At 48.1% G+C, this 24,314-nt stretch carries 22 protein-coding genes; 6 read left to right on the top strand and 16 right to left on the bottom strand.

Features of this window, described 5'->3' with window-relative positions; genetic code table 11:
- Positions 1-27: 27 nt before the first annotated feature.
- The 5 genes from DS731_RS11740 to DS731_RS11720 form a co-directional block, all read right to left on the bottom strand.
- Entirely contained in the window at positions 28-633 is a 606-nt protein-coding gene (locus DS731_RS11740; RefSeq protein ID WP_119501506.1) for a sulfite oxidase heme-binding subunit YedZ, read from the bottom strand.
- A 6-nt stretch (positions 634-639) separates the two neighbouring features.
- Entirely contained in the window at positions 640-1,647 is a 1,008-nt protein-coding gene (gene msrP, locus DS731_RS11735; RefSeq protein WP_119501505.1) for a protein-methionine-sulfoxide reductase catalytic subunit MsrP, read from the bottom strand.
- A gap of 107 nt (positions 1,648-1,754) precedes the next feature.
- The gene (locus DS731_RS11730) at positions 1,755-3,095 is read right to left on the bottom strand and encodes an anti-phage deoxyguanosine triphosphatase (protein ID WP_119501504.1); all 1,341 of its coding nucleotides are present in this window, start codon (positions 3,093-3,095) and stop codon (positions 1,755-1,757) included.
- 85 nt (positions 3,096-3,180) lie between these two features.
- Positions 3,181-3,786 carry a 5'-deoxynucleotidase gene (yfbR, locus tag DS731_RS11725; RefSeq protein WP_119501503.1) on the bottom strand — a complete coding sequence of 202 codons (606 nt, stop codon included), beginning with the start codon at positions 3,784-3,786 and terminating at the stop codon, positions 3,181-3,183.
- Entirely contained in the window at positions 3,786-5,018 is a 1,233-nt protein-coding gene (locus DS731_RS11720) for a pyridoxal phosphate-dependent aminotransferase (protein WP_119501502.1), read from the bottom strand. The genes yfbR and DS731_RS11720 overlap by 1 nt, the downstream gene beginning before the upstream one ends.
- Before the next feature lie 709 nt (positions 5,019-5,727).
- Between DS731_RS11720 and DS731_RS11715 the strand changes: the two genes are divergently transcribed.
- Entirely contained in the window at positions 5,728-6,048 is a 321-nt protein-coding gene (locus DS731_RS11715) for a DUF3718 domain-containing protein (protein ID WP_119501501.1), read from the top strand.
- Positions 6,049-6,121: 73 nt separating this feature from the next.
- Here DS731_RS11715 and DS731_RS11710 read toward each other — a convergent pair whose 3' ends face one another.
- The 6 genes from DS731_RS11710 to DS731_RS11685 form a co-directional block, all read right to left on the bottom strand.
- A complete protein-coding gene (locus DS731_RS11710; RefSeq protein ID WP_119501500.1) occupies positions 6,122-9,196 on the bottom strand; it encodes an efflux RND transporter permease subunit in 3,075 nt (1,024 codons plus the stop codon).
- The gene (locus DS731_RS11705) at positions 9,189-12,485 is read right to left on the bottom strand and encodes an efflux RND transporter permease subunit (RefSeq protein WP_119501499.1); all 3,297 of its coding nucleotides are present in this window, start codon (positions 12,483-12,485) and stop codon (positions 9,189-9,191) included. The genes DS731_RS11710 and DS731_RS11705 overlap by 8 nt, the downstream gene beginning before the upstream one ends.
- 23 nt (positions 12,486-12,508) lie before the next feature.
- Entirely contained in the window at positions 12,509-13,576 is a 1,068-nt protein-coding gene (locus DS731_RS11700) for an efflux RND transporter periplasmic adaptor subunit (RefSeq protein ID WP_119501498.1), read from the bottom strand.
- A 257-nt stretch (positions 13,577-13,833) separates the two neighbouring features.
- Positions 13,834-14,709: an EamA family transporter gene (locus DS731_RS11695; RefSeq protein WP_119501497.1), complete on the bottom strand. Its 876-nt coding sequence runs from the start codon at positions 14,707-14,709 to the stop codon at positions 13,834-13,836.
- Positions 14,706-15,098, bottom strand: a complete 393-nt coding sequence (locus tag DS731_RS11690; RefSeq protein ID WP_119501496.1) for an OsmC family protein — start codon at positions 15,096-15,098, stop codon at positions 14,706-14,708. Before DS731_RS11690 ends, DS731_RS11695 begins: the two co-directional genes overlap by 4 nt.
- A 10-nt stretch (positions 15,099-15,108) precedes the next feature.
- A complete protein-coding gene (locus DS731_RS11685) occupies positions 15,109-15,954 on the bottom strand; it encodes a CvfB family protein (RefSeq protein ID WP_119501495.1) in 846 nt (281 codons plus the stop codon).
- Positions 15,955-16,020: 66 nt separating this feature from the next.
- Between DS731_RS11685 and DS731_RS11680 the strand changes: the two genes are divergently transcribed.
- From DS731_RS11680 to DS731_RS11665, 4 genes are read left to right on the top strand one after another with little or no spacing between them, the layout of a single operon-like run.
- Entirely contained in the window at positions 16,021-16,761 is a 741-nt protein-coding gene (locus DS731_RS11680) for a 5-oxoprolinase subunit PxpA (RefSeq protein WP_119501494.1), read from the top strand.
- Entirely contained in the window at positions 16,748-17,437 is a 690-nt protein-coding gene (gene pxpB / locus DS731_RS11675; RefSeq protein WP_119501493.1) for a 5-oxoprolinase subunit PxpB, read from the top strand. The genes DS731_RS11680 and pxpB overlap by 14 nt, the downstream gene beginning before the upstream one ends.
- Entirely contained in the window at positions 17,434-18,375 is a 942-nt protein-coding gene (locus tag DS731_RS11670) for a biotin-dependent carboxyltransferase family protein (RefSeq protein ID WP_119501492.1), read from the top strand. Before pxpB ends, DS731_RS11670 begins: the two co-directional genes overlap by 4 nt.
- Before the next feature lie 6 nt (positions 18,376-18,381).
- The gene (locus DS731_RS11665; RefSeq protein ID WP_119501491.1) at positions 18,382-19,248 is read left to right on the top strand and encodes a D-amino acid aminotransferase; all 867 of its coding nucleotides are present in this window, start codon (positions 18,382-18,384) and stop codon (positions 19,246-19,248) included.
- Between the two features lie 48 nt (positions 19,249-19,296).
- On the opposite strand, the gene fur is transcribed toward DS731_RS11665, so the two are convergent.
- The gene (gene fur, locus DS731_RS11660) at positions 19,297-19,725 is read right to left on the bottom strand and encodes a ferric iron uptake transcriptional regulator (protein ID WP_119501490.1); all 429 of its coding nucleotides are present in this window, start codon (positions 19,723-19,725) and stop codon (positions 19,297-19,299) included.
- A gap of 443 nt (positions 19,726-20,168) precedes the next feature.
- Here fur and DS731_RS11655 point away from each other — a divergent pair, with 443 nt between their 5' ends.
- A complete protein-coding gene (locus tag DS731_RS11655; RefSeq protein WP_119501489.1) occupies positions 20,169-22,175 on the top strand; it encodes a HAMP domain-containing methyl-accepting chemotaxis protein in 2,007 nt (668 codons plus the stop codon).
- Positions 22,176-22,212: 37 nt separating this feature from the next.
- Here the strand turns inward: DS731_RS11655 and fldA are convergent, their stop codons facing one another.
- From fldA to DS731_RS11635, 4 genes are all read right to left on the bottom strand, one after another.
- On the bottom strand, positions 22,213-22,737 hold the full coding sequence (gene fldA / locus DS731_RS11650; RefSeq protein WP_119501488.1) for a flavodoxin FldA: 525 nt from the start codon (positions 22,735-22,737) through the stop codon (positions 22,213-22,215).
- A 31-nt stretch (positions 22,738-22,768) separates the two neighbouring features.
- Positions 22,769-22,987, bottom strand: a complete 219-nt coding sequence (locus DS731_RS11645) for a DUF2788 domain-containing protein (protein WP_119501487.1) — start codon at positions 22,985-22,987, stop codon at positions 22,769-22,771.
- An 86-nt stretch (positions 22,988-23,073) separates the two neighbouring features.
- Positions 23,074-23,865: an alpha/beta fold hydrolase gene (locus tag DS731_RS11640; protein ID WP_119501486.1), complete on the bottom strand. Its 792-nt coding sequence runs from the start codon at positions 23,863-23,865 to the stop codon at positions 23,074-23,076.
- 48 nt (positions 23,866-23,913) lie between these two features.
- Complete coding sequence (locus DS731_RS11635) at positions 23,914-24,306, bottom strand: H-NS histone family protein (RefSeq protein ID WP_119501485.1); 393 nt, start codon at positions 24,304-24,306, stop codon at positions 23,914-23,916.
- Between the last annotated feature and the right edge of the window lie 8 nt (positions 24,307-24,314).

Raw genomic sequence — 24,314 nt, 5'->3', positions numbered from 1 at the left:
AGCCCTTCTGTTATCCCGCCAGCCAGGCTACCTGACGTAGCGCAAACTAAACAATATACCGGCAACAAGCCAGTAAAATACCGGCTCCTGCCAGCCTGTTTTAAGTGACCAGGTGTAATGCAAAATGGCCAGAAACAATGCCGCCCATATGGTGTTGTGAAGCGGTTGCCAGCGCTGTCTCATTTTTTTCCTGATGAACAACGGAGACGTAACCGTCAGTGCAAGCAAGATCAATAAGGCGGCGAAACCCACCAGTATATAAGGCCTTTCAACAATCTCTGCGCCGGCCATCTGCCAGGCAAACTGCAGTTCAAACGCCAGCCAGGTAAGAAAATGCGCCAATGCGTATACAAACACATAAACCCCTGCCATTCTTCTGAGTTTTACTATATCGGCGCAGGGCAGACGCCTTGCCATCTGTGACAACGCGAGGGTAAAAAGTAACAGGTTCACTGCCATAATCCCGCTGGAATGGAGGAGCGCTTTTACCGGATCGGCACCCAACTGATCATTGATACCGGCATAAAATAACAACGCCAGGTAACCCGATGCCAGGCCATGGATCACAAACTTAATACTGTTGACCTGAAATGATGTCAGCCTGACAGGGCGTGAAAATAACGTTTTGTTCATTGAAACCTAATAGAACTTAGATAAATCCATTCCTGCATACAGTGACGCAACTTCTTCGTATCCGTTAAACGGTCGGGTAGGGATGCGATTCTGGTTAAACAGGCCGCCACTGGTGATCCGTCTTTCAGAAGCCTGACTCCACCTGGGATGATCAACCGCCGGGTTTACATTCGCATAGAAGCCGTACTCCCGGTGGGCCAGACGTTTCCATGTTGTTGGCGGCTCTTTGTCTGTTAACGTAATACTGACGATGGATTTGATACTTTTGAAGCCGTACTTCCATGGCACGACGAGCCTTACCGGCGCACCGTTTTGTGGTGGCAGGCTTTTGCCATAGACACCGGTTGCCAGCATAGTCAGCGGGTGCGTCGCCTCGTCAATACGCAAACCTTCTACATACGGGTAGTCAATGCCACCTCCGGTGAAGCGGCTTCGCTGGCCTGGCATCTGCTCAGGATCATAAAGTGTTTTGAACGCCACATACTTAGCCGACGATAATGGTTTTGCCTCTGCAAGCAAGTGACTTAGCTGAAATCCCGTCCAGGGAATAACCATAGACCAGGCCTCGACACAGCGTAAACGATAAATTCTCTCTTCCAGTGCAAGACGGTTAAACAAGTCATCGTAATTGAGAGTGAGAGGTTTTTCGACCAGACCGTCTACTTTCAACGTCCAGGGTTCGGTGCTGAATTGCTGCGCGTTATTGACAGGATCGCTTTTGTCTGTGCCGAATTCGTAAAAATTATTGTAGGACGTTACTTTTGCTTCCGGTGTGAGCGCCTCATCCGGTTTAAAGTTTTCATTCACGGAAAATTCGAGAGGACGTGTGCGGAACGTGTCTTTTTTCTCTTCATCATCACTGAACCAGCCAAAGGCTGATGCAGGTTGTGACATGAGCGCACCCAACCCGGCAAAGCCTAATGATTTGATCACATTGCGGCGGTCGCGGTAAACAGATTCATCAGTAACGTCACAATCTTTGAATGTCTGAGATGGTTTGAAGCGGTGAGCCATAACTACCCTTTTTATAAAAACACATCTGTAAGACCGGTATCACAGAGATTTTATTTCAATTAAATATTGTTCATTTACAGGCTGTACGTTGTTGCGACTCCCGGAATTCAACTGAAGCCGTCGAATTGTGCAGTTTGTTTAGGTAAAAACAAACTCGCATACAGCCTTGCGGCAAATTCATCTGTCATGCCTGATATGTAATCAGAAATGACTCTGTGACCGTTATCCTGTTCCTGTTCCTGCGCCTTCAGCCAGCGGCTGCGTGTGTTATCCGGTAACAGCCGTTCCGGTTCTGAACTGAATGCTTCAAACAGTTCCATTACGGTTTGCTGACCTTTGTACTCCAGTAACTGAACTTCGGTTTTCCTGATGACCTTCTGAAATACAAAATCCTTGAATAAAGTCAGGGCGTTGAAGTGCCGCTCAGGCATAACGGCCTGATACCGGAGCAGGGGATGGCTGAATACAGCATTTTCTTCAATCACAATTGCGGTAATAAAGCTGTTTACCAGCGCACCGATGGCATTTTTCCGTTCGTGATGGCGCTCACTGAACAGGCGTTTTGTGAGTGATGTGATCTCTGCAGACAGCCACGGGACATCCATTTCTGCAAGAGGTTTGGTTACGGCTTCAGTAAAGGCGCTGACCGAGACCATTTTCATTACGATGGCATCTTCGAGATCATGGATCCCGTATGCGATATCATCCGCCAGTTCCATAATGGAACAATCAAAAGATTTGTAACGGGTTTTCCCATGTCTGTCTTCATTGTGCTCATATGCCATGAACCGGTCTTTTTCGTCATCGCCCAGAGGGTCGAGCAGCCAGTCAAACAATGCTTCATCAGAACGGTAAAGCCCTTTGGGAGGGTGCCAGTGCGAGGCCTGAAGCTGCCTCAATGAACCCGGCCGGGTACCGAGACAGGCAGGGTTTGTAAGGGTGTCGATAAAATTGGGATATTTTACCAGCCCCAGAATACTGCGGCGGCAAAGGTTCATGCCGTGCTCTTCGGTATAGGGTTCCAGCTGGCATATAATGCGGAAGGTCTGTCCGTTTCCTTCAAAGCCGCCGTGATCATGCATCATATAATTCAGCGCAATTTCACCACCATGCCCGAAGGGAGGATGACCAATGTCATGAGCCAGACAGAGGGTTTCAATCAGGCTGCTGTCGAGATGCAACTCGCGGGTTTCGCCGGGAAACTTGCCCTGTAACTGAGCGGTAATGCCGGTGCCGATTTGAGCGGCTTCCAGTGAGTGGGTAAGACGGGTGCGGTAAAAGTCGCTGAGTCCGGCCCCCAGCACCTGTGTTTTCGACTGCAACCGCCTGAAAGCGGCGGAATGCAGCACTCTGGCTTTGTCCCGTTGCCACGGGTTTCTGTGATCACCGTCCCGGGATTGACTGCGTGGCAAACGTCTCTCACACCACTTTGACGAAAAATCCGGCATACTGCAGTTACTCTCTCACATTTATGCGTGTTGATTCAGTGTTCAACATAGCATCAAACCCTTGAATTACAAAGGGCTGAGGGAGTCAGATATCCTGTTGTGACAGTTCATCAACGCTTACCAGACAATTGTCTGTGAAGGTGTCGAACAGATAACGGACTTCCGGCAGCTTTTCTTTAAAATGGGCAAGCATGCCGTCGAGGCGGTCACGGACGGGAATAAACTCGCGGTTACCGAAAGCAATTTCATCGCAGGCTTTTAACCAGGCGGAGATAAGATCGGCGGCTTTCACCAACGTTTTATATTCAGGATCCACACTGGCCTGTACCACCAGATCTGAGAAATGCTTTTGTAATGCCAGAGGCAAAGAAGCGACACATTCTTTTTCAGAAGCGTCTTCTAATTTCTTAAATTCCCTTGTGATGCGGGGATTATGATATTTGGTGACATGATTAATATCTGACAGTTTCGTTTCAGAGACCTCATGGTAAAGCGCAATGGTCGCGGCACGTTCAGGGCTGAGCGTACCGCCAAAATGTTCTTTACGGATGACTGCAAGCAGGTGAGCAATAACCGCAACCTGATGGGAATGCTCAGCAATATTTTCCCCTTTGACGGTATGCATCAGAGACCAGCGTTTGATCAGGGGCATACGCAGGATCCAGGCTAAAAACGTGCTTTGCTTTGACATTAGATTACTTCCGGTCCGTGTTGACGGTAATGTTTGAAGAACGAACCGATGCGGGTAAGTGCAGGTTTAAGGATGTCAGCATGGGGTAAAAATACCAGTCTGAAATAACAGCCTTCCTGAAGGTTAAATGCCCGGCCGTGGACAAGAAGAATTTTCTCTTCATTCAGCAAATCAAAAATCATCTGCTCGTCATTGCTGATATTGAATTTTTTCGCGTCGACCCGGGCGAAGCAATACATTGCGCCTTTAGGTTTTACACAGTGGATGCCGGGAATACTGTTCAGCATATCTGCAGCCACATCCCGCTGGATTTTGAGGCGACCACCATCGTGAACCAGATCGTTAATGCTCTGATATCCACCCAGCGCTGTCTGAATCGCGCTCTGGCAGGGCACATTGGCACACATCCGCATGGATGCAAGCATGTTGATCCCTTCTATATAATCTTTAGCAATACGCTTGTTACCGCTGACCACCAGCCAGCCGGCACGGAAACCTGCCACACGGTAATTTTTAGACAAACCGCCCAGCGTTACACAGAACACTTCATCAGTCAGGGAAGCAATGCAGGTATGCTTATGACCGTCGTAGAGAATTTTGTCATAGATCTCATCAGAGAAAATAACGAGGCCGTGTTCTTTGGCTACATCGACAACCTGTTGTAACAAGGTTTTGTCGTATACGGCACCGGTAGGGTTGTTCGGATTAATTAAGACAATTGCCCGGGTGCGGCTGGTGATTTTACTTTTAATATCGTCAATATCTGGAAACCAGTCAGCCTCTTCATCACAACGATAATGCACAGGTGTTCCTGAAGACAGGCTTACTGCGGCTGTCCACAATGGATAATCAGGACTTGGAATCAACACTTCGTCGCCGGTATTCAGCAATGCCTGCATTGCCATCATGATCATTTCACTGACGCCATTGCCAATAAAGATGTCATTAATGCGGATGTCCGGAATGTTCATTTGCTGGTAGTACTGCATCACGGCAACACGGGCCGCATAGATACCTGCAGATTCTGAATACCCCTGGGAAGTGGGCAGATTATAAATAACATCTTTCAGAATATCGTCAGGCGCTTCAAAGCCGAACGGCGCGGGATTCCCGATATTCAGTTTCAGAATTCGATGTCCCTCATCTTCCATCTTGCGCGCTTGCGCCGCAATAGGACCCCGGATGTCGTAACATACATTATCCAGTTTGTGAGAGCGTTCTACAGGTTTCATCAGTTCTTCTAATCTATCAGCGTAAAAGGGCTGACAGAGTATCGCATCGGCTGGGTGTCTGTTAAGAGGATTTTGTTATCTTTATCATCATTTTATGGTGATAAGGGAGGAAGTCGTTCCGGTATTCTCAACAAATGAGAGGTTTCTTCGCGATCCGTTGCATTCTTTTACTCATCTTATGATGAGTATTTTTTAAAAAGCACATGTTGCTACTGTATTTTTAATGCCGGCTAGTGGCGGCAGTTGGCAGATAACTGTAAATATTTAGCCGGCTTTATAAATTTTTATGCGTAAATAATGAACATTTTTCCTGGCGTTTGTAGTCAAAAGTAGGGGTTGAAATGTAATTTAATTACAGAAATGAGGCTGTTTTGTGCCGGTAAATCGTCTTTTATATGTGAAATTTTGTTAAACTTTCAGAAAAAGTGCTTTAAATTTCGCTGTTCCAAGTTTATTTTTTAGACTTATATCTCATTATATAATTATTTATTATTCCATAATGAAATATGCAATATGGAATAATCAATGAAAATCAATACTTTGCAAATGTAATAAAGCTGATTCATTGCCTTTTACTAAACTGTTACCCACCTGAAACAATAATACAACAGCATTTACGCGGATTTTGTAGGATAAATATATACGTCGACAGGGCACAGGGTTCTGAAGACAAAAACAATAAGTTCGCCAAACTTTGAGGAAATGAATTATGAAAGCTATCACTAAAACTCTTGCTGCTGTACTGAGCGTTGCTGCTGTTTCTGCACCTGCTTTTGCTGCTGATAAAGAATACCGCTTTATCGGTGACACTCAATTCGCCGGTTTCTGTAAAGCTGTTGCTACTGACGATGTACGTGCACTGCGTGTTAACCTGAGCCGTAACGTTGGTCGTATTGCTGCTACTGAGCGTGAAGTTCTGCGTATGCTGACTGCTGAAGACGGTTTGACTTGCAACGGTTCTACTCTGATTGACTTCTCTGTACAACGTGAAGCATCAGACGTACATGAATTCCTGACTTCTCGCAGCTAAGCGTGGGTTGGCTAAAGAACAGGGTGGACGCCATAGCAATTATGGATGCTCCCACCCTGATCAATGGCTACCGTTATTCTCTTCCTGCCTGAAAACGACGATTCACTATTTCCCTGCTTTTCGTCATCATTTTTACCACGTTAAACCGTAATCTCAGTAACGCCACGTAAGCCATAGGTACCAGTACCAGGCTGGTCAGTGTTGAGAATAGCAGTCCTCCGATTATCGCAATGGCCATAGGTGAATATGCCGGCCCGTCTCCGCCTATTTTTGTGCTGCCTGCAGCCAGAGGCACCAACCCCAGTACGGTTGTTGCCACGGTCATAAGCACCGGCCTGATGCGTGACATACACCCTTCTGTTACTGCACGGTACAACGGGACATTTTCATTTACCAGCTGATTGATCCTGTCGACCAGTACAATGCCATTGTTGACCACTATCCCCATCAGGATCAACATGCCTATCATCCCCATTACCGACATCGACGTACCGGTCACAAAAAACGCCCAGAATACGCCGGTGAACGAGAATAAGAGTGATGTGATCACTGCGGCAGGCAATAACAGTGATTCAAACAGAGCAGCCATGACGATATAAATCATACAGACAGCCAGCAACATATTCATCTGCATGACCGCGAATGCTTCATCCTGCCTGCGGAAACTGCCATCCAGAGTCCACTGGTAGCCTTCTGGTAAAGCAACATAGGCCATGGCATTTTCTATCCGTTCTCTTGCCTGTTCCACGGTCACATCTTCAGTGAGGTTAGCTCCCACAGACAGTGCGGTCTGACGGTAGAACCGGCGAATTTCGGACAACTGAGGTTTTACCATAATACCGGCAATCATATCTAAGGTAACAGGGCGGTTATCAACATGACTCACAACCAGACTTTTAAGGGTTTGCAGTGATGCCTGTTCAGTTTCGCCATACAGCAGTCTCACACCGGTTTCGCCGGAATCACCGTAGCGGAACGTGCGCAGATTTATGCCCCGCAGCGCAGTGCCTACCAGGCCGGCAATGTCGTCAGGTCTGATTCCGGCCCGCCAGGCCTTTTCACGATCAATAGTGATCTGAAATTCCTGTTTTTCACTGCCCACGTCGGCTTTTACGTCCTCCAGTCCGTCGATGCTGGCCAGAACCGGCACCAGTGCATCAGCGAGTTCCCGAAGGCGGGTAGAAGACTCTCCCAGTAGTGTCAGACGGACACCACCGCCGTTACCACTGTCCCACTGGAACGATGGACGGGCTCTGGCAAATTGTGGCATTTTTTCGCGGATTGCCTCTTTTATATCTGACACCGGTACAGGTAGTTCGTCATTCAATGTGATCCCTGATACCGCATGACCGGCTTCGAAATAGGTATAAACCTGTTTAATATGAAAAGCCTGCTGATTTTCATACAGAAATGCTTCCATTTTATTGACGGTAGATTCCACCTCTTCAAGGCTGTAATTTTGCGTGATGTGGTATTCAAGCCAGATACGCTCATTATCATTATTCCCTTCATCATCTCCGCTGATCTGGCTCAGTGGTATGGCTGCGCTGAGTAATATCAGTAACGCCAGAAAACCGGTTGTTTTCTGATGAGCCAGTGACCAGTTAAGTAACCGTCCGTAGCGGGCAATATAGCCGGGTTGGATTAACGTCTTTTCCACCGGTACTTTCACTTTTGAAACCAGCAAGGGGATTAACGTCTGCGACAGCAGCAAAGAGGCAAACAGTGAAATACAGATGGCAATGGCCACGTGCTCCAGAAATACAGTGATATCAATTTTGACGCCCACAATGTTAGGCAGAAACACGATGGCTGTTGTGGCCGTGCCGGCTATAACCGCAAGGCTTACTTTATTGATGCCAGTCTGTGTGGCACGCACCGCGTTGCTGTCATTCTGACGGGCCTGAAAAATACTTTCTGTAACAACCACCGCGTTATCCACCAGCATGCCTACCGCCAGCATCAGGCCCATCAGGGACAGGATGTTCAGGGAATAACCCATCAGGTACATGACGCCAAGGGTAATACAAATAGAGAAGGGCACCGAGAGGACAACAATGAAAGTGGTGGATAATTGACGTAAAAATACATAAAGCACAGCCACAGACAATAGCGCCCCAAGTAAACCTGCCATGATCAGATCGCCCAGCGACGAACTGACACTTTTCGCGGTGTCATCCATCACAAACAGGTTGATACCGTTAAACTCAGGGTCTGACTCTGCTTTTTTAATTACCGCCATGACCTTGTCTGCTACTTCAACCAGATTACTGCCTGATTCACGAAATACATTGAAGCCAACCGCGTAAGTACGGTCCAGATGACGGCCTTCATTGCGTTCCGGGCTTTCCCAGCTCACGGTAGCAATGTCTTTCAGCCGGATCCCGGGCCTTACAATCAGATTTTCAAAGTCGGTAATATCAGTGAATTCTCCGTCCGGATTGATGATTATTTTATTTTCAGTACCAAGTTCTCCCGCCGACGCTGAAAAATTAGCTTGTCTCAGCCGCTGACTCAGTTTGGCGGTATCGATTTTAAGTGCACTGAGTTGTTGCGGATCTAAGCGGATGACAATCTGCTTTTTCAACACGCCGTAAAGTTCCACTTTCGAGACGCCCGGTACCCGTTCCAGCGGGCGCTTAAGGTTTCTTTCCAGTAAGTCATAAGCGTTACTTAAATCCCGTGCACTGGATACCCTTAACTGAAATACCGGCATGTCGTTGGTATTGAATTTGTAAACCAGCACCCGTTCAACATCATCCGGTAATTCGTGGCGGATAGCGTCGATTTTTTCCCTGGCTTCAATACTCTTGGCTTTAATATTTTCATCCCAGTCAAACTCGATGAAAATTTGCGCCCGGTCTTCCATGGATGTGGCCTGCAGGCGTTTGATTCCTGACATGGTAGCGAGTACTTCTTCTACCGGACGGGTTATCATGCGCTCAACTTCAGATGGCGTAGCGTCACGGTATGGCACTTCAACCACTATCTCAGGAATATCGATTCCGGGAAATTTCTCCAGGGGTAATAACCGGGATGCCATAACGCCGAACAGCAACATGGACAAAAAACACATGCAAACGGTAACCGGGTGGGTCAAAGCAAACCGGGCCAGACGGGCAGCACCGGCAGAAGCGTGATTATCCATAAGTGCGTTCTCCGTTTTCTTCCTCTGAAAGTGCCGGACTTGCCGCAAATTCTTTCGTATCAAATAAGCTGTAAAGTACCGGGATAAGTACCAGTGTCAGCAGAGTGGCAAAGGTTAATCCTGATATCACGGTGACAGCCATGGGCGTACGCACTTCTGCGCCATCGCCGAAACCAATTGCCATGGGTAACAGGCCAAGAATAGTGGTAAGGGTTGTCATCACAATCGGGCGTAAACGGCTTTTCCCTGCATCGATAATCGCTGCATTTTTTTCCATGCCGGCAGCCCTGAGCTGATTAATGCGGTCGATAAGCACAATGGCATTATTCACAACAATCCCGCACAACATGATAAGGCCGATAAATACCACTACAGAAATATGTGTGTCAGTGAGCCAGAGCCCGAACACAGAGCCTGCACCGGCAAGTGGCACGGCAAACAAAATAAGCAGGGGATGTAAAAGTGACTCAAACTGAGACGCCATGACCAGATAAACCATAAAAACAGCAAGGGCTAAAGCAAACTGCAGTGACGCAAAGCTTTCCTGCATATCTTCGCTCTGCCCGGCTACAACGGCTTTCAATGACAGGGGAAAACGGATTGATGCCAGTGCTGCCTGCGCTTCTTCCACGGCCTCAGCCAAATCGCCGTAAGCAAGGTTAGCGTTAATAAGCACCACACGTTGCTGGTCTTCGCGGGTAATTTCAGACGGTCCCGTACTCATAAACACATCAGCAACCGCGGATAGTGGGACAGGGAAATTACTGTCCGGATTGACGATTATTTGTCTGACGTCGTTAACATTATCCCGTTGTTGCAACTGGTTACGTACCAGTATGTCGACTTTTCTGTCATCCATAGAGTATTGAGTTGCGACCTTACCGCCAACTTGTGCTGCAACAACATCCGAAACCTGCTTTGCGTCCAGGTCCAGTCTGGCAAGTGCGGCATTATTAAAGGAGATTTTAAGCTCAGGATTACCGGCCTGCAGAGTCGTGGTGATGTCAGTAAAGCGCCGGTTTTGCTCAAGCTTTGCCATAATTGCCCGGCTGTATTGTTGTAACTGGTTTAAATCGTAGCCCTGCAACTGGATCTGCAACGGGGCTGCAAAACTGAATAACTCAGGTTCGCCAAACTGACTTTGTACGCCTGCCTGCGATGACAGAAACTGCCGCATGGCTGTTTTTACTTCTTCCATGTCATCAGTGCCTGCACCGGGCTTCATAACAACGTTTAACTGACCCCAGTGATCACCACCCTGTCCCGGGGCTGCGCTGAGTAGACTGCCGGTTCCGGCAAGTGAATAGCTTCGTTCCACGCCGGGCTGAGCATTGGTGACCTCAGCCAGCCGGGCCAGTAAGGCGTCAGTATGCTGAACACGGGTACCCGCCGGCAGGATGACTTCGACGTAAAACTCTCCCTGAGTGAGTTTCGGAATAAGTTCCATTCCAAGGCGTGGCAATAACAGTACAGAACTGGCAGTAACGATAAGGGCTATAGCAAGGACCATGGCCCGTTGTGAAAGGGCTCCGCGAATGGCTTTATCATAGCCTTTTTCCAGCAAACTGAAGCCTGCTGATACCAGTGCGGTGAGCGGACGGAACAGCACGCCAAAGCATACTGATAAAGCCTTCCACAGAGCAAAAATAACAGTGAATAATGCCTGAGGTAAGTAAATAAACAGCAACCGGAACGGAAATGTGAGAATTGCTTTAAGACCGCGCAGGGCCGGATGTGCAGATGAGGGCACGACGGGCCGGCTGAAAGTCTCCGTGTGAGCAGGTTCTGTGCGGCGGCTGCGTGCTGCAAGAGCCGGGATCAGTGTCAGAGCCACGACCAGTGAAGCCGCGAGGGCAAATGACACTGTCATCGCCTGATCACGGAACAACTGCCCGGCGATACCTTCAACAAATATCAGAGGCACAAACACTGCCATCGTGGTGAGTGTGGAGGCAATAATCGCACCGGTCACTTCTTCTGTACCACGCTCTGCCGCCAGGGCTTTATTACCGTTCGTGAGTTTGCGGTGTCTGTCGATATTTTCCAGCACCACAATGCTGTTATCCACAAGCAGACCTACTGCCAGCGCAATACCACCTAAACTCATGATATTCAGGCTGATGTCATTACCATACATCAGATTAAAGGTGGCTATGACGGAAACCGGAATGGAAACCGAGATGATTAGCGTAGTGCGGAAATCCCGCAGAAACAGGTAAATCACCAGCATTGCCAACAAGCCGCCGATCATCGCTGACGTTTTAACATCGTCGATGGCCTGCTTAATAAAGGTGCTCTGGTTGTAAATAGTTTCAAGATGATATTGTGCGGGCAGCGCTCCGGACAACGCATCAATTTCGGTCAGAACCCGTGTTGCCACATCCACAGAGTTTGCATCGCCTTCTTTATAGATGGCGATCTCTGTGCCTTCCGTGCCGTTAAAACGTGTGACAGCATCTCTTTCTTTGTACAGGTTACTGACACTGGCCACGTCTTTTAACTGAACATTTTTGCCTTCAAACCGGCTGATATACACATCTTCGATATCTTTCAGGGATTCAAATTCGTTGAGTGTGCGTACCAGAAATGCCTGCGTGCCGTCATCCAGCCGGCCCCCTGCGGCATTGACATTCTCTTCCTGTAAACGGGTGATTATGGTGCTCATACTGACACCCAGCTGACTGGCTTTCCGGGGATCAACCAGCACCTGAATTTCGTTTTCAAGTCCGCCGCCCAGCCGCACAGAGGCGACACCTTCAACAGACTCCAGTTTGCGCTTTATCTGCTCTTCTGCAAATAAGCGCAGTGTCTTCATTTGTTCCGCTGCCAGGCGGGGATCACTTGAGAGGGCGTCCGGTGTCAGCGACAGGCCCAGTTTCATCACCGGATCCATAGAGGGGTTAAACTTTAAAAGCCGGGGTTTGTCCACATCCAGTGGCAGTTGCAGAATATCCAGCTTTTCCCGTACTTCCAGGCTGGCAAAGTCCATGTCAGTTCCCCAGGCAAACTGCAGTACCACATCAGACTGACCAGCTCTGGAAATTGATTTAACGCTTTTGACGCCTTTTACCACACCTACCGCTTCCTCTACCGGCTTACTCACCAGTTGTTCGAGTTCCGCAGGCGCAGCACCTTCGTAGTCAGTGCGGATTGTAAGTGTCGGGTAGGACAGTTCAGGTAACAGATTTACCGACAGTCTGCTCAGTGACACCATACCAAAAAGCAGGATGGCAGCAGTAAACATGGCGATGGCAACCGGACGTTTGACCGCTAATTTTACAATACTCATTGTCAGTTCCTTTGCGCGTAAAATCAGCTGTTAACAACGTCTACAGGGGTTTGATCTTTAAGATTCTGGTGGCCAACGGTGACAACGGTTTCGTTACCGGTGAGGCCGCTGATAATTTCCACCATGCCGGCATCTTCAAACCCTAATGTCACAGGCACTTTTAATGCTTTTCCGTCACGGACAACAAATACGTTACTCTCATTGTCAATACTCACCAGTGCAGAGCGCGGCAGAAGCGGTGTATCACTGTGGGTGTCATAATTCAGGGCAACTTCACTGAACATACCGGCTTTCAGTGTTTCTTCGTCATTGGGGACGTTCAGAGTCACTTTAAATGTGCCGGTTGTGGCATCAATGACCGGGCTTATCCGTGCCACACGGGCAGTAACCTTGCGGTGGTTCAGTGCGGGGATAGTCAGTGTAGCCTGCTGATTATTGCGGATTTGAGAGAGTTCGCTCTCGGGGAGATAGACAATGCCTTGCAGGGATTTTTGCTGAACAATATGAAACATACGTTCGCGCTGGAAGGATTCAGTCAGGTTACCGACTTTGGCATTACGTTCTGCAATATAGCCACTGATTGGGGCGGTGATGGTGGTCTCTTTCAGATCCAGTTCGGCCAGTTCAACATTCGCCTGTACAGACTCAAACTGAGCGGTCAGCTTCTCAAACGCATCGTCACTGATCAGTTTACGGGAATACACCTTATTCATTTTCGCCAGTTCCTGCTCAATGCCGGCTAAGTCAGCTCTGGCTTTTTGCAGGTTCAGTTCATAACGTCGTTTATCAAGTTGCGCCAGGATTTGACCTTTTTCAACATAGTCACCTTCTTCAACCAGGATATGTTCGATTATGCCGGATGCTCTGGCGACAACGAACGCTTCTTCCTGTGCTTCTAAAATAGCAGTGGTTGCATAATTTGACGAAATTTCCCCCCGCTGAATGGTTGTCGCCTCAACAGGAATGGTAATGATAACGGCCTCTTCCTTTTCTTCATCCGTGGCGCCGGCATTGCCGCAACCCGTAAGGGTCGTGCTGAGTAAGCCTAGTGAAAAGGTTGCTGCGAGTAATAAAGGTGTTCTGTTTTCCATGGTCAAAGCCCGTAGTGAGTACTGTTATAAGTTATACCCCGTAACAGCATTGACCATGCCACTCTACAACTTTCGTATAATTATTATTATTTTCAAAAGGTTAGTGTTTTTGGTGAGAGGAGGGGAGTTGGCGAGATACACAAGTATTAGTCAAAACCACTAATTACTGGTGTTAAAATCACTGTTAAGCAAAATTATTAAGAGGCTACTGAACGGCCTGACATCCGGGCTTCAAAAGAGAAGAATGAAGCCGGTTGTCAGCTCCACATCACACATATTGCGGCTATAGCAATAAGCACCAGTCCAGCCACTTCATGACGTTTGACCGGTGTTTTCAGCATCACCGCCGAAATGACCATGGTGGTCAGCACTTCTATCTGTCCCAGTGTTTTCACATAGGCCACATACTGAATAGTCATAGCACTGAACCAGCAAACTGAACCAAAACAGCTGGTGGTACTGGCAGCCAGCGTCAGAGCAGGCTGACAGCGAAGTTGCCGGAACACGTAGGGCTCTTTTATAGATATATAAACACTCAGGATCAGTGTCTGAATGCACAGAACCCAAAGCAGTCCCCAGGCAGTATTCACCGGGAAGGGAACAGAAAGCTGATTGGCCGCCTCACGGATAAACAGCGAGGTCAGTGCAAAACTGCCACCGCAGGCGAGACCGGTCAGTATGGTTTTCAGGCTGAGTTGGCCCTTACGGGTTGCACCACTGAGAACAAATACCGCAACAGCCCCGATAATGATCCCCAGCCAGCCTAAAGAGGTCAACTGACTGCCGAAGAACAGGGTGCCTAATACCGCGGCAACCAGCGCTTCGCTTTTTGCCAGTCCGGCGCCCACAGCAAAATTTTTTTGCTTAAACAACACCACCATAAGGGATGTGGCCACAATTTGCATGACTGCGGACACCAGAATGTAGGCGATAAAAGTGCCGTCAAATGCCGGTATGCCTACAGGATAAAACTGATAAAGCGTAATCAGATAGGCGAGGGCGATTGGCGGAGCAAAAAGAAAACGGGCCAGCGTCACACCTGAGGTGTTGACGTGCTGGCTAAGTTTACTTTGAAAGGCGTTTCTGAATGTTTGCAGTATTACCGCGCCGACGGTAAAGAATACCCAGGTCACAGAATTTCGAAGCGGGTTTCGATCTCTACGTTACCTGCCAGCATTAACATCACTGAACAATATTTTTCTGCTGACAGTTGTACGGCTCTGGCAACGGCTTTTTCAGATAAGCCTTCGCCTTTTACTTTATAACAGGCAATGATTTTAGTGAAAACTCTGGGCGGGTTTTCTGCGCGCTCTGCCACCAGTTCACATTCACAATGGGAAATGTCGAACCGGCCCTTCTTCAAAATATCCACCACATCGATACTGGAGCAACTACCGGCTGCAATCAGCACCGATTCCATGGGAGAAATAGCCTGTCCGTTGCCGTCCATCACGGTTTTGTAGCCGGAATCTGTGGTACCGGTAAAAGTGAGATCGTTATCCCATACAACTTTTGCTTTCATGTTATTCCTGTTAATTCAGTTTTACTGCATCTTTGGTGATGGTAATTTTGCGTTGTTTATATAGCGCACCCAATGCTTTTTTGTATGCCGCTTTACTGACATTAAAGTGGGCGTAAATATCTTCCGGTTTACTTTTGTCGGTTAAGATCGAAACACCGCCATGTGCTTCCAGATCTTCCAGAATAGCTTCTTCCAGTGTTTTCCGGCCGGTCTTGTCGGTACGTTGAAGGGCCACATCAATTTTGCCGTCCTCGCGGATGGTCTTAATGACAGCATCCAGTCGCTGACCGGTTTTTAAAGGCTTAAATGCATCACTGTGAAAAATCAGTCCCAGTGCCTCACCATTAATGACGACTTTAAAACCCAGTTCCGTTTTTGAATACACCAGGCATTCAACCCCGTCGCCAGCTTTTAACGTTTCTGACGATTCCTTAATGAAACGGTGAAGCCGGGTGGCGCCCAGGATGCGGCCGGTACTTTCATCGTGATAAATATGAACAACATAACGCATGCCTTCATTGACCGGTCCGTCCTGCATGTCCGCAGGGACAAGCAGATCACGTTGACCACCCCAGTCAAAAAATGCACCGAAATTTGTTGCGCCGGTTGCTTTAAGCACCACGGTATCACCAGCCTGCGCTACCGGTGTTTGGGGCCAGGCTTCAAGATTTCCGGTTTCATCGATGCCGACAAAAATATCCAGCGTATCTCCGGTTTTCACTTTTTCCGGCATCGTGGCCATATTTTCGTGGGTTAGCAGTACCAGCGGATCGTTATCATCGCCACTGGAGAGGTGAAAGCCAAAAGGCAGTGATTCACCGACTTGAAGGGTATTGATTTTGCCAATGTGTATCATCAGGACTGACTGTGAAAGTAAATACAGGTAACATGATAACCAATTGTGAGAATGAGCTAAACCATTATGAAGTTGAATTGTGATCTTGGTGAAAGTTTCGGTGCCTGGCATATGCCTGTCGACGGCGACATTATGCAGTATATCGATCAGGCGAACATTGCCTGTGGCTTTCACGCCGGTGATCCGCTGGTAATGCGTAAAGCTGTCACACTGGCTAAAGCAGCGGGTGTGGCCACGGGGGCTCATCCGTCTTATCCGGATCTGCAGGGCTTCGGCCGGCGTTCAATGAAAATGGCGGATGATGAGCTGACAGCCTGCCTGCAATACCAGATTGCAGCACTGAGCGGTGTTGCCCGTATTCAGCAGGTAGAGGTGTCCTACGTTAAACCTCACGGTGCATTGTATAACGATTTAATGCAGGACAGGGCGCTGCGCCAGACCGTCATGAAAGCCGTGGCAGAAGCGGGGCAGGGAGCGCTCAGTCTGATGATTCAGGCTCATCCTGACAGCGACAAACTCATTGCAGAAGCTGAGGTTTACGGGCTCCAATTGCAATTTGAAGCCTTTGCTGATCGCCGGTACACCGATGACGGCTATTTAATGTCGAGGCAACATGCCGGTGCGGTGCTGAATCATGAGCAGGCCACTGCGCAGGTACAGGGATTACTGGAACACGGTACGATTATAACCAGTGGCGGTAAAACGCTGATGTTGCAGGTAGATACAATTTGTGTGCACGGCGATTCGCCCGGCGCAGTGGCGATGGCAAAATCGTTCAGAGAAATGTTGAATCATGCAACCCTTTGACAATGTCCGTCACATTGCGTTTGCCGGTATGGACGGTCTCATATTGTACTTCGGTGGCAAAGATGTCACGCAAATGAACGCTGCGGTTTCCGCTTATCATCTTGCGTTGAAGGCGAATCCACCAATCTGGTTAAAAGAAGCCATCCCGTCCTATGACTCCCTGCTGATTTTGTTCGATGCAAAGATAACTGACAGCCATGGTGTATATCATTTATTGCGGCAACTGCAACCGCAGATGTCAGCCGGAAAAAGCCTTCGACGACACCGGATCCCTGTCTGGTATGGTGCCCCGGAAGCGAACGATCTTGATGAAGTCGCTTCTCACACCGGCCTGGCGGTCAGTGAGATAATTGCATTGCATACAGCAACAGTGTACCGCGTATTTGCAGTAGGGTTTGCACCCGGTTTCGCTTATCTGGGGGAAAGTCCGGAACGTCTGTCGGTACCGCGCCGCAAAACACCGAGGACAAAAGTGCCCGCCGGTGCGGTTGCACTGGCCGACCGTCAGGCAGCAGTGTATCCGCAAATGTCGCCCGGCGGCTGGCAGTTACTGGGACTCAGTCCGTTAACTCTATTTGATCCTGCCAGTGCGCAGCCGGCCCTGTTACAGGCCGGCGATGCAGTAGAGTTCTATGAAATTGATGAGCGGGAATACCTGGAGCAGGTGAAGGCATGACAATATCCTTTACGATGATCAATCCGGGATTCATCAGTTTAATCGTTGATGCCGGCAGAACAGGGATGCAGGAGCAGGGTTTTAGCGGCTCAGGGCCTTTAGACGTCGAAGCTTTTAACTTTGCAAACTGGCTTTGTGGCAACCCTGAAGGCAATCCTTGTATTGAAATTGCAGGTGATGTGCACATCAGATTTGAGCATTCAGCCACTATCGCTGTTTGCGGCCCTGCTGTTTCACTTGCCGTAAACGGTGAACCTGCATCTGAACTGGCCACAGCTAACCTCAGCGCCGGAGATGAGGTTCAGGTTTCGCAGCAGCTTGCAGGTCAACGTTGCTATTTCGCTGTTCAGGGCGCCTGGCAGGTACCTGAAATAGCCGGTTCTGTGTGCACCGTGATGCGGGAAAAGCTGGGCGGACTTGCCGGTGACGGAAAGCCTCTTCACGCCGGTGACACAATTCAAGTCGTACCTGCAGCACAGGAAAACATAAGCCGCATATTGCCTGCTTCCATGCTTGCTCCCTATGATAGTGATGCACCGGTTGATATTATTCCGGCTTATCAGCATGACATGTTCAGCAGCAGAGTCCGGGCAACGTTTTATTCCTCAGCCTACAGTGTGACACCGCAAAGTGACCGCATGGGTTATCGCATTAGTGGTCCTGCCATTTCGTCGGGGTTTGAAGCTATGCGCTCAGAAGGGATTAATTGCGGTTCTGTGCAGGTGCCTGCAGACGGTCAGCCGATTATAATGCTGGCTGACAGACAAACTCTGGGCGGTTATCCCAAAATCGGCGTAATAGCGCCGTATGATCTTCCGAGGGTAGCGCAGTCTGTTCCCGGCACAACGTTAACGTTTAATCCGGTGGATCCGGAAAATGCCCGTGGAACATGGCTGTTAAGGCAAGCCCGTATTGACAATTTTTTCAGGAACAATTGATATCTGATGACAATCGCGTTTTTAAATGACCAGTTTTTACCTCTTGAAGAAGCACGTATTTCACCGATGGACAGAGGTTTTCTGTTCGGCGACGGTATTTACGAGGTGATCCCTACCTTGCACGGTAAAGCTGTTGGTATGAACGCCCACCTCGACCGGTTACAAAACGGGCTCGATGAGCTGGCAATTACAAATCCGAAAACAAAGGCACAATGGACAGAGCTGGTCAGTGAACTGGTGACGAAAAATACCCGGGCGCTGAATTCTGCGTCAGTGGGTGTGTATATTCAGGTATCACGGGGTACTGAGATGAAACGTGCTCATGGTTATCCTGACAATATTCCTCCCACTGTGTTCGCTTTTGCATTTGCTTCCGCCGCGCCGCCGGTGCCGGATAAGGCCGCAGTCGTAACCTTTGATGTCGCAAGTGGTGAAGATAAGCGCTGGCAGCGTTGTAACATCAAATCCACTTCGCTGCTCGGCAATGTGATGCATTATCAGCAGGGCCGGCAGGCCGGTAAACAGGAAATCATTCTGTTGAACAGCCACGGGGAAGTGACTGAGGCCAGTTCATGCAACGTGTTCGTTGTGAAAGACGGTATTATCATGACACCACCGCTGGATCATCAAATCCTGCCGGGAATTACCCGGAAGCTGGTCATTGAAAGTCTTGCAGCAGAAGGCGTTGAGGTGCAGGAAGTACCGGTTACAGCAGAAGTATTGTTCAGTGCTGATGAAGTGTGGCTAACCAGCTCCAGTAAGGAAATCAGCCCTGTTACCTCGGTGGATGATAAACCCGTGGGGAACGGGCAGGCCGGTGATGTATGGCTTAAAGCCATCACAGCTTTCAACAAACACAAGTTTACGTTATAAAAAAACCTGCACGCTGTGCAGGTTTATTTAATCTTAACGACCGGCGACTCAGTCGTCGGTTTTATCACAGGTACCGTCTTTACATTCACCGTAAAGATACAGGCTGTGATGTGTCAGTTTGATGTTATTGCGTTCGGCAATTTCAATTTGACGTTGTTCAATCACGTCATCTTCAAACTCGATGACTTTGCCACATTTCAGACACACCAGATGGTCGTGGTGCTCTTTATGACTAATTTCAAATACTGACTTGCCACCTTCAAAATGGTGACGGTTCAAAATACCAGCGTCATCGAACTGGTTAAGCACACGGTATACCGTCGCAAGACCAATTTCCTCACCCTGATCGATCAGAATTTTATACACATCTTCAGCACTGATATGCTGGTTGGCAGGTTCCTGCAGGATCTGCAGAATTTTTAAACGGGGAAGTGTAACTTTCAAACCCGCTTTTTTTAGTTCTTTATTTTGATCCATAAATAATCACTTCTGGAAGCTCTTCTGATTTAACGCTCATTATAGGTACTTTGCCAGGTTTTAAAAGTAAAAGCGCGGATATCTTCAACATTAATCTGCAGATTAAATCATTGATCCCTGTCATTTATCCATACGTTTTTTAAGGACTTTGTGCAGCTAACCGGAGCCTGCAGGCGGTATGCAGAGAGTTATTCAGGATTTACCCTCTCAACGAACTAAAGCATTGTGAAGTTTCTACCGATAAGTTCAATGAAAGCTATGCCTTTTTCGCTGCAAAATAGCGACTTTTCCGGGATGTTTTGAACATTATTTACTTTGCCGGCAATTACGGAACACTGTGCGCAGACATATTTCCGGGCCAAAAAACGGCAAGGCCGGAAAACTTATATTAAAATCAATGATAACCATGTTACGGAAATAAAACCGAAGATTGGGATAAGAAGATGCGCCTGACTGTTGTACAAAAAATAACCCTTGGTTTTGCCCTGTTCGGCTGTTTATTGCTGATCACCAGTTTACTTGCTTATCTGGGACTCAGCGACATCCGCCGTTCTGCTGAAACGGTGGCCACCGAGAAAATGCCGGTTCAGACAAAAATGATGTCCCTGAAGTCAGATGCATTGTCTCTGGCGACCGTAACGGCAAACGGTTACTACATGGATGAGCTTTCAGCACTGAATAACAACAAAGCTGAGTTTGAGGCACTGAGTGAAGTATTTTCTGAAGATCTCGCTATTTTCGATACCACCTTTGGTAATCACACAGAATCAAAACAGGCCGTAGAGGCGGGTAATACATTTATTCGTGAGAGCGCGACGATGTACGAAGCGCTTATCAGCAGCAAACAAATACAATTGTCTCTGGCAAAGCAGCGGGAAGAAGCTATCTCTCATATTGATGAAGCCGGAGCGCTGATGATGGATTTAAGCTTTCTGGATAACGGACAGCCCGGTATCGATGCGCTGGCCGGCCTCGGTGCGAATATAGACAATAAATTGCTTACTTTGAGTTCGGTAGTCACCGAGCTGGTTAAGTCTGAAGATCCTGAAGATTCACTGATGATTCTGGATGACCTGGACTATCAGCTGAGCAATCTGGCGGTAGACACCGAGTATCTGTTCCGGTCTGCCAGTGGCCTGAATACCGACGGTATCATCAGCAATTTTCAGCAGCAGTATGATGCCATGCTGGCTATTCTCACCGGTGAATCCGGTCTGATGGCGGGCCAGAAACAGAAGTTATCACACATCGCCCATGCCACAGAAAGCCGTCAGCGTGCCAACACATCGCTGGCGCAGGCTACCACTACAATCAATAACCTTTACGAAGAAGTCACTGAAGAAACCCTGAAAGGGCAAAACCTGATTCTGGACACTGTGCAGGACAGCCTTGTTGATACGCTGGTGGTGTCGTTTATTGGTCTGGTGGCTGCAGTTGCACTCACTCTCACTGTGCGTAAAAGCATTGCCGGGCCGCTGCAAAATATCACCCGTGGTCTGGGCCGGATCAGTGAAGGGGATTTATCGTATCGTCTGAAGACACAGGGCAATGATGAATTTGCCGATTTGTCGGTAAAGGTGAACAGTTTAACTGAAGCTCTCAGAGATCTTATCGGTAACATTCAGCAACAGGAACGAACGCTGCTGGATGTGGCCAGAGAAAGTGTTGAAATGGGGGAACGTAGTCTGGAGCAGGTGGCCCAGCAGCGCGACCGGGTCCGTAAAACCTCCTCAGATACTGCCAGTGTAAGAAGCACCAGTGAAAAAAACCTCGCAATGATTCAGCAATCGGTAGATGAACTTGACCGGGTCGCCAGTCAGACGCAGCAAACATCTGAACTGGTTGCACAAAACCGGCAACAGGTTGCAGAACAATCAGGCCAGGCATCGGCATCGGCCAGTATTATAAACCGGCTGGATGAGAACAGCCGCAATATCGGCAGTATCCTTGACGTCATTAAAACCATCGCGGAACAAACAAACTTACTGGCGCTCAATGCTGCGATAGAGGCTGCCCGTGCCGGTGATCAGGGCCGCGGATTTGCCGTTGTCGCCGATGAGGTAAGAACGCTGGCTAACCGCACGCATAACTCCACTGAAGAAATTGAATCGATGATTGGCAGTTTGCAACGAGATGCACAGCAAGCTGTGGAAGCCATCAACCTGAGTATGGAAAAGGCGGAGCAGGGCGTTGCTATCAGTGAAAAAGTCTATGAGCAGGTCAATGGGATCAGTGAGGTCATTGTGAAGCTACAGGCGTTTAATGCCGGCTTTGTGAAAGACACTAAAGCTCAGGATAAAGTACTTGCGGGTATTGATGATAATCTTAACGCAATCGTGACGCTGGCTGATGCAAGTGCAGAGAGTACCCGTCTGGCAAATGAATCCAGTGCCAGGGTGGATGAGCAAATGGAAGGATTACGGAAAGTGGTTGAGCGCTTCAGATTATAAAAAAACGGGCTGGGCGCCCGTTTTCTTTAATTCAATATCAGGCAAGTTCTGCCAGACATAATTCTTCGTGTAACTGCTTACACCAGGCACGTACACGCTCTTCGGTTAATTCCGGCTGGCGGTCTTCGTCAATGCCCAGACCAACAAAGTGGTTATCATCAGCCATGCCTTTAGAGGCTTCAAAGTCGTAGCCGTCTGTAGACCACTGACCGACAAGAATTGCACCGCGGGGTTCTACGATATCGCGAACCATGCCCATGGCATCCAGGAAATATTCAGCGTAATCTTCCTGATCGCCGCAACCGAAAATTGCAACCAGCTTGTCATTGAAATCAATTTCTTCCAGTTCAGGGAAGAAGTCATCCCAGTCACATTGTGCTTCACCGTAGTACCAGGTAGGGATCCCGAATATCAGAAGATCAAATTCAGCGATCTGTTCTTTGGTACTCTTGGCAATGTCCTGTACATCAATCAGGTTTTTGCCCAATTCCTTTTGAATCATCTTTGCAACATGTTCGGTATTTCCTGTGTCACTACCGAAAAACAAGCCAACACTTGCCATAATAACCCTCTGTTCGATACATCTTCTGAAATTACACGCCGGTACTTAACCAAATAAGTTCTATCAATCCTTTGGCAATAAAACCCAGCGCTCCCATTCCGAGTACGCCATAGGCAACTACCCGTCCGATAAGCGGTACATCGTTACTTTTGAGAACATCATGTACGGCATAACCCATCAGGACAAACAGGCCGGTAAGCCCAAGATAAAACATGATGGATTCAATGGTTTCGTAATTTTCAGCAAGCATAGTTTTACTTAGTCCAAAATCGGCGCAAACTATAGCACAGAAATCAGCTGCCTCGCAGTGAAAACCACGTAATTTTTTGCGCTATATCATGCCTGATGCGGGCGAAATATGTGTTTTTCAACCACGCGGTTGAAGGCGTCAGGCTTTTCTGCATGTAACCAGTGTCCGGCTCCTTCAATAACATGGGCGCGGGCAGCAGGAAAATACTGCAATATTTCGCTCTGCATGGACGCCGTGATGTAATCGGAATTACCACCCTTGATGAAAAGTACAGGCTCAGAGAATTGAGCATCGCTGCTTTGCCATCCTTTAATCGCTTCGTAACTGTTTGCCAGACCATTCAGATTAAAGCGCCAGTGCCATTGTTTACCGGCATCCTGATATAAACTTTTTAACAGAAACTGGCGTACTCCGGCTTCCGGAATAACACTTTGTAAACTTTTATCCGCATCAGAACGGCTGTTGATGGAATTAAGGTCTACCGACTTTAATGCACTGATTATCGCATCATGGCGGGACGGATAACTTACCGGTGCAATATCCGCAACGATGAGATCGTCAAGAAATTGGGGATGGGTGAGTGCGAGTCGCATCGCCACCTTTCCACCCAGCGAATGGCCAAGTATGCCTGTGCGGGCTTTCTTAAACTGATTGATTAATGCGTATAACTGTTCTGCTGCTGCCTCTATGGAAAAATGCTCCAGATGGGCTGATTGACCGTGGTCCGGTAAATCTACACTGAGCACATTCACTTTGGGCGCGAAATGCCGCTTTACGACAGATAAATTGTCAGCTGTTCCGAATAAACCGTGAATAATAACAAGTAAATAATCAGAATCAGCATTTTCTGAAAAAGAATAATGTAACGTGGATTGCATGATCGACCTGAAAAAAAGGCGACTGATGTCGCCTTTGAATGGAATTTTTTAAATTGCGAAATCTTCCAGCGATTTGCCGCTGTCTAACGCATCTTTGTAGACCCGTGGCATTCTTCCGATACCTGTCCACTGGTGTACTTTACCTTCACCATCTTTTAATTCGTATTTTACCGGACGTTTTTTTCCGGTAGATTTCTTTTCAACAGTCGTCGACTCCAGATCACTGACATCAAGACCGGCTTCTTCAAGTTGCTTTTGGATATCAGCAATTTTCTGCAGCTTTTCCTGTTTAGTTTTTTCTTCTTCGAGATCTTTTTCTTTTCTTTTCTCGATGATGTTGGCTAACTTTTCTTGTACAGATTCTAATTCAGCTGTGCTTAAATCCTTTACGGCACCTTGCAAACGTCTTCCATGCGTCAGTATTTCTAAAAAGTCGTTCATTCATCAAC

It is taken from the genome of Alteromonas sp. RKMC-009 (assembly GCF_003584565.2).
Taxonomy (GTDB): Bacteria; Pseudomonadota; Gammaproteobacteria; order Enterobacterales; family Alteromonadaceae; genus Alteromonas.
The sequence above is the reverse complement of the archived record's forward strand: the minus strand, read 5'-3'. Positions and strand labels throughout refer to the sequence as shown.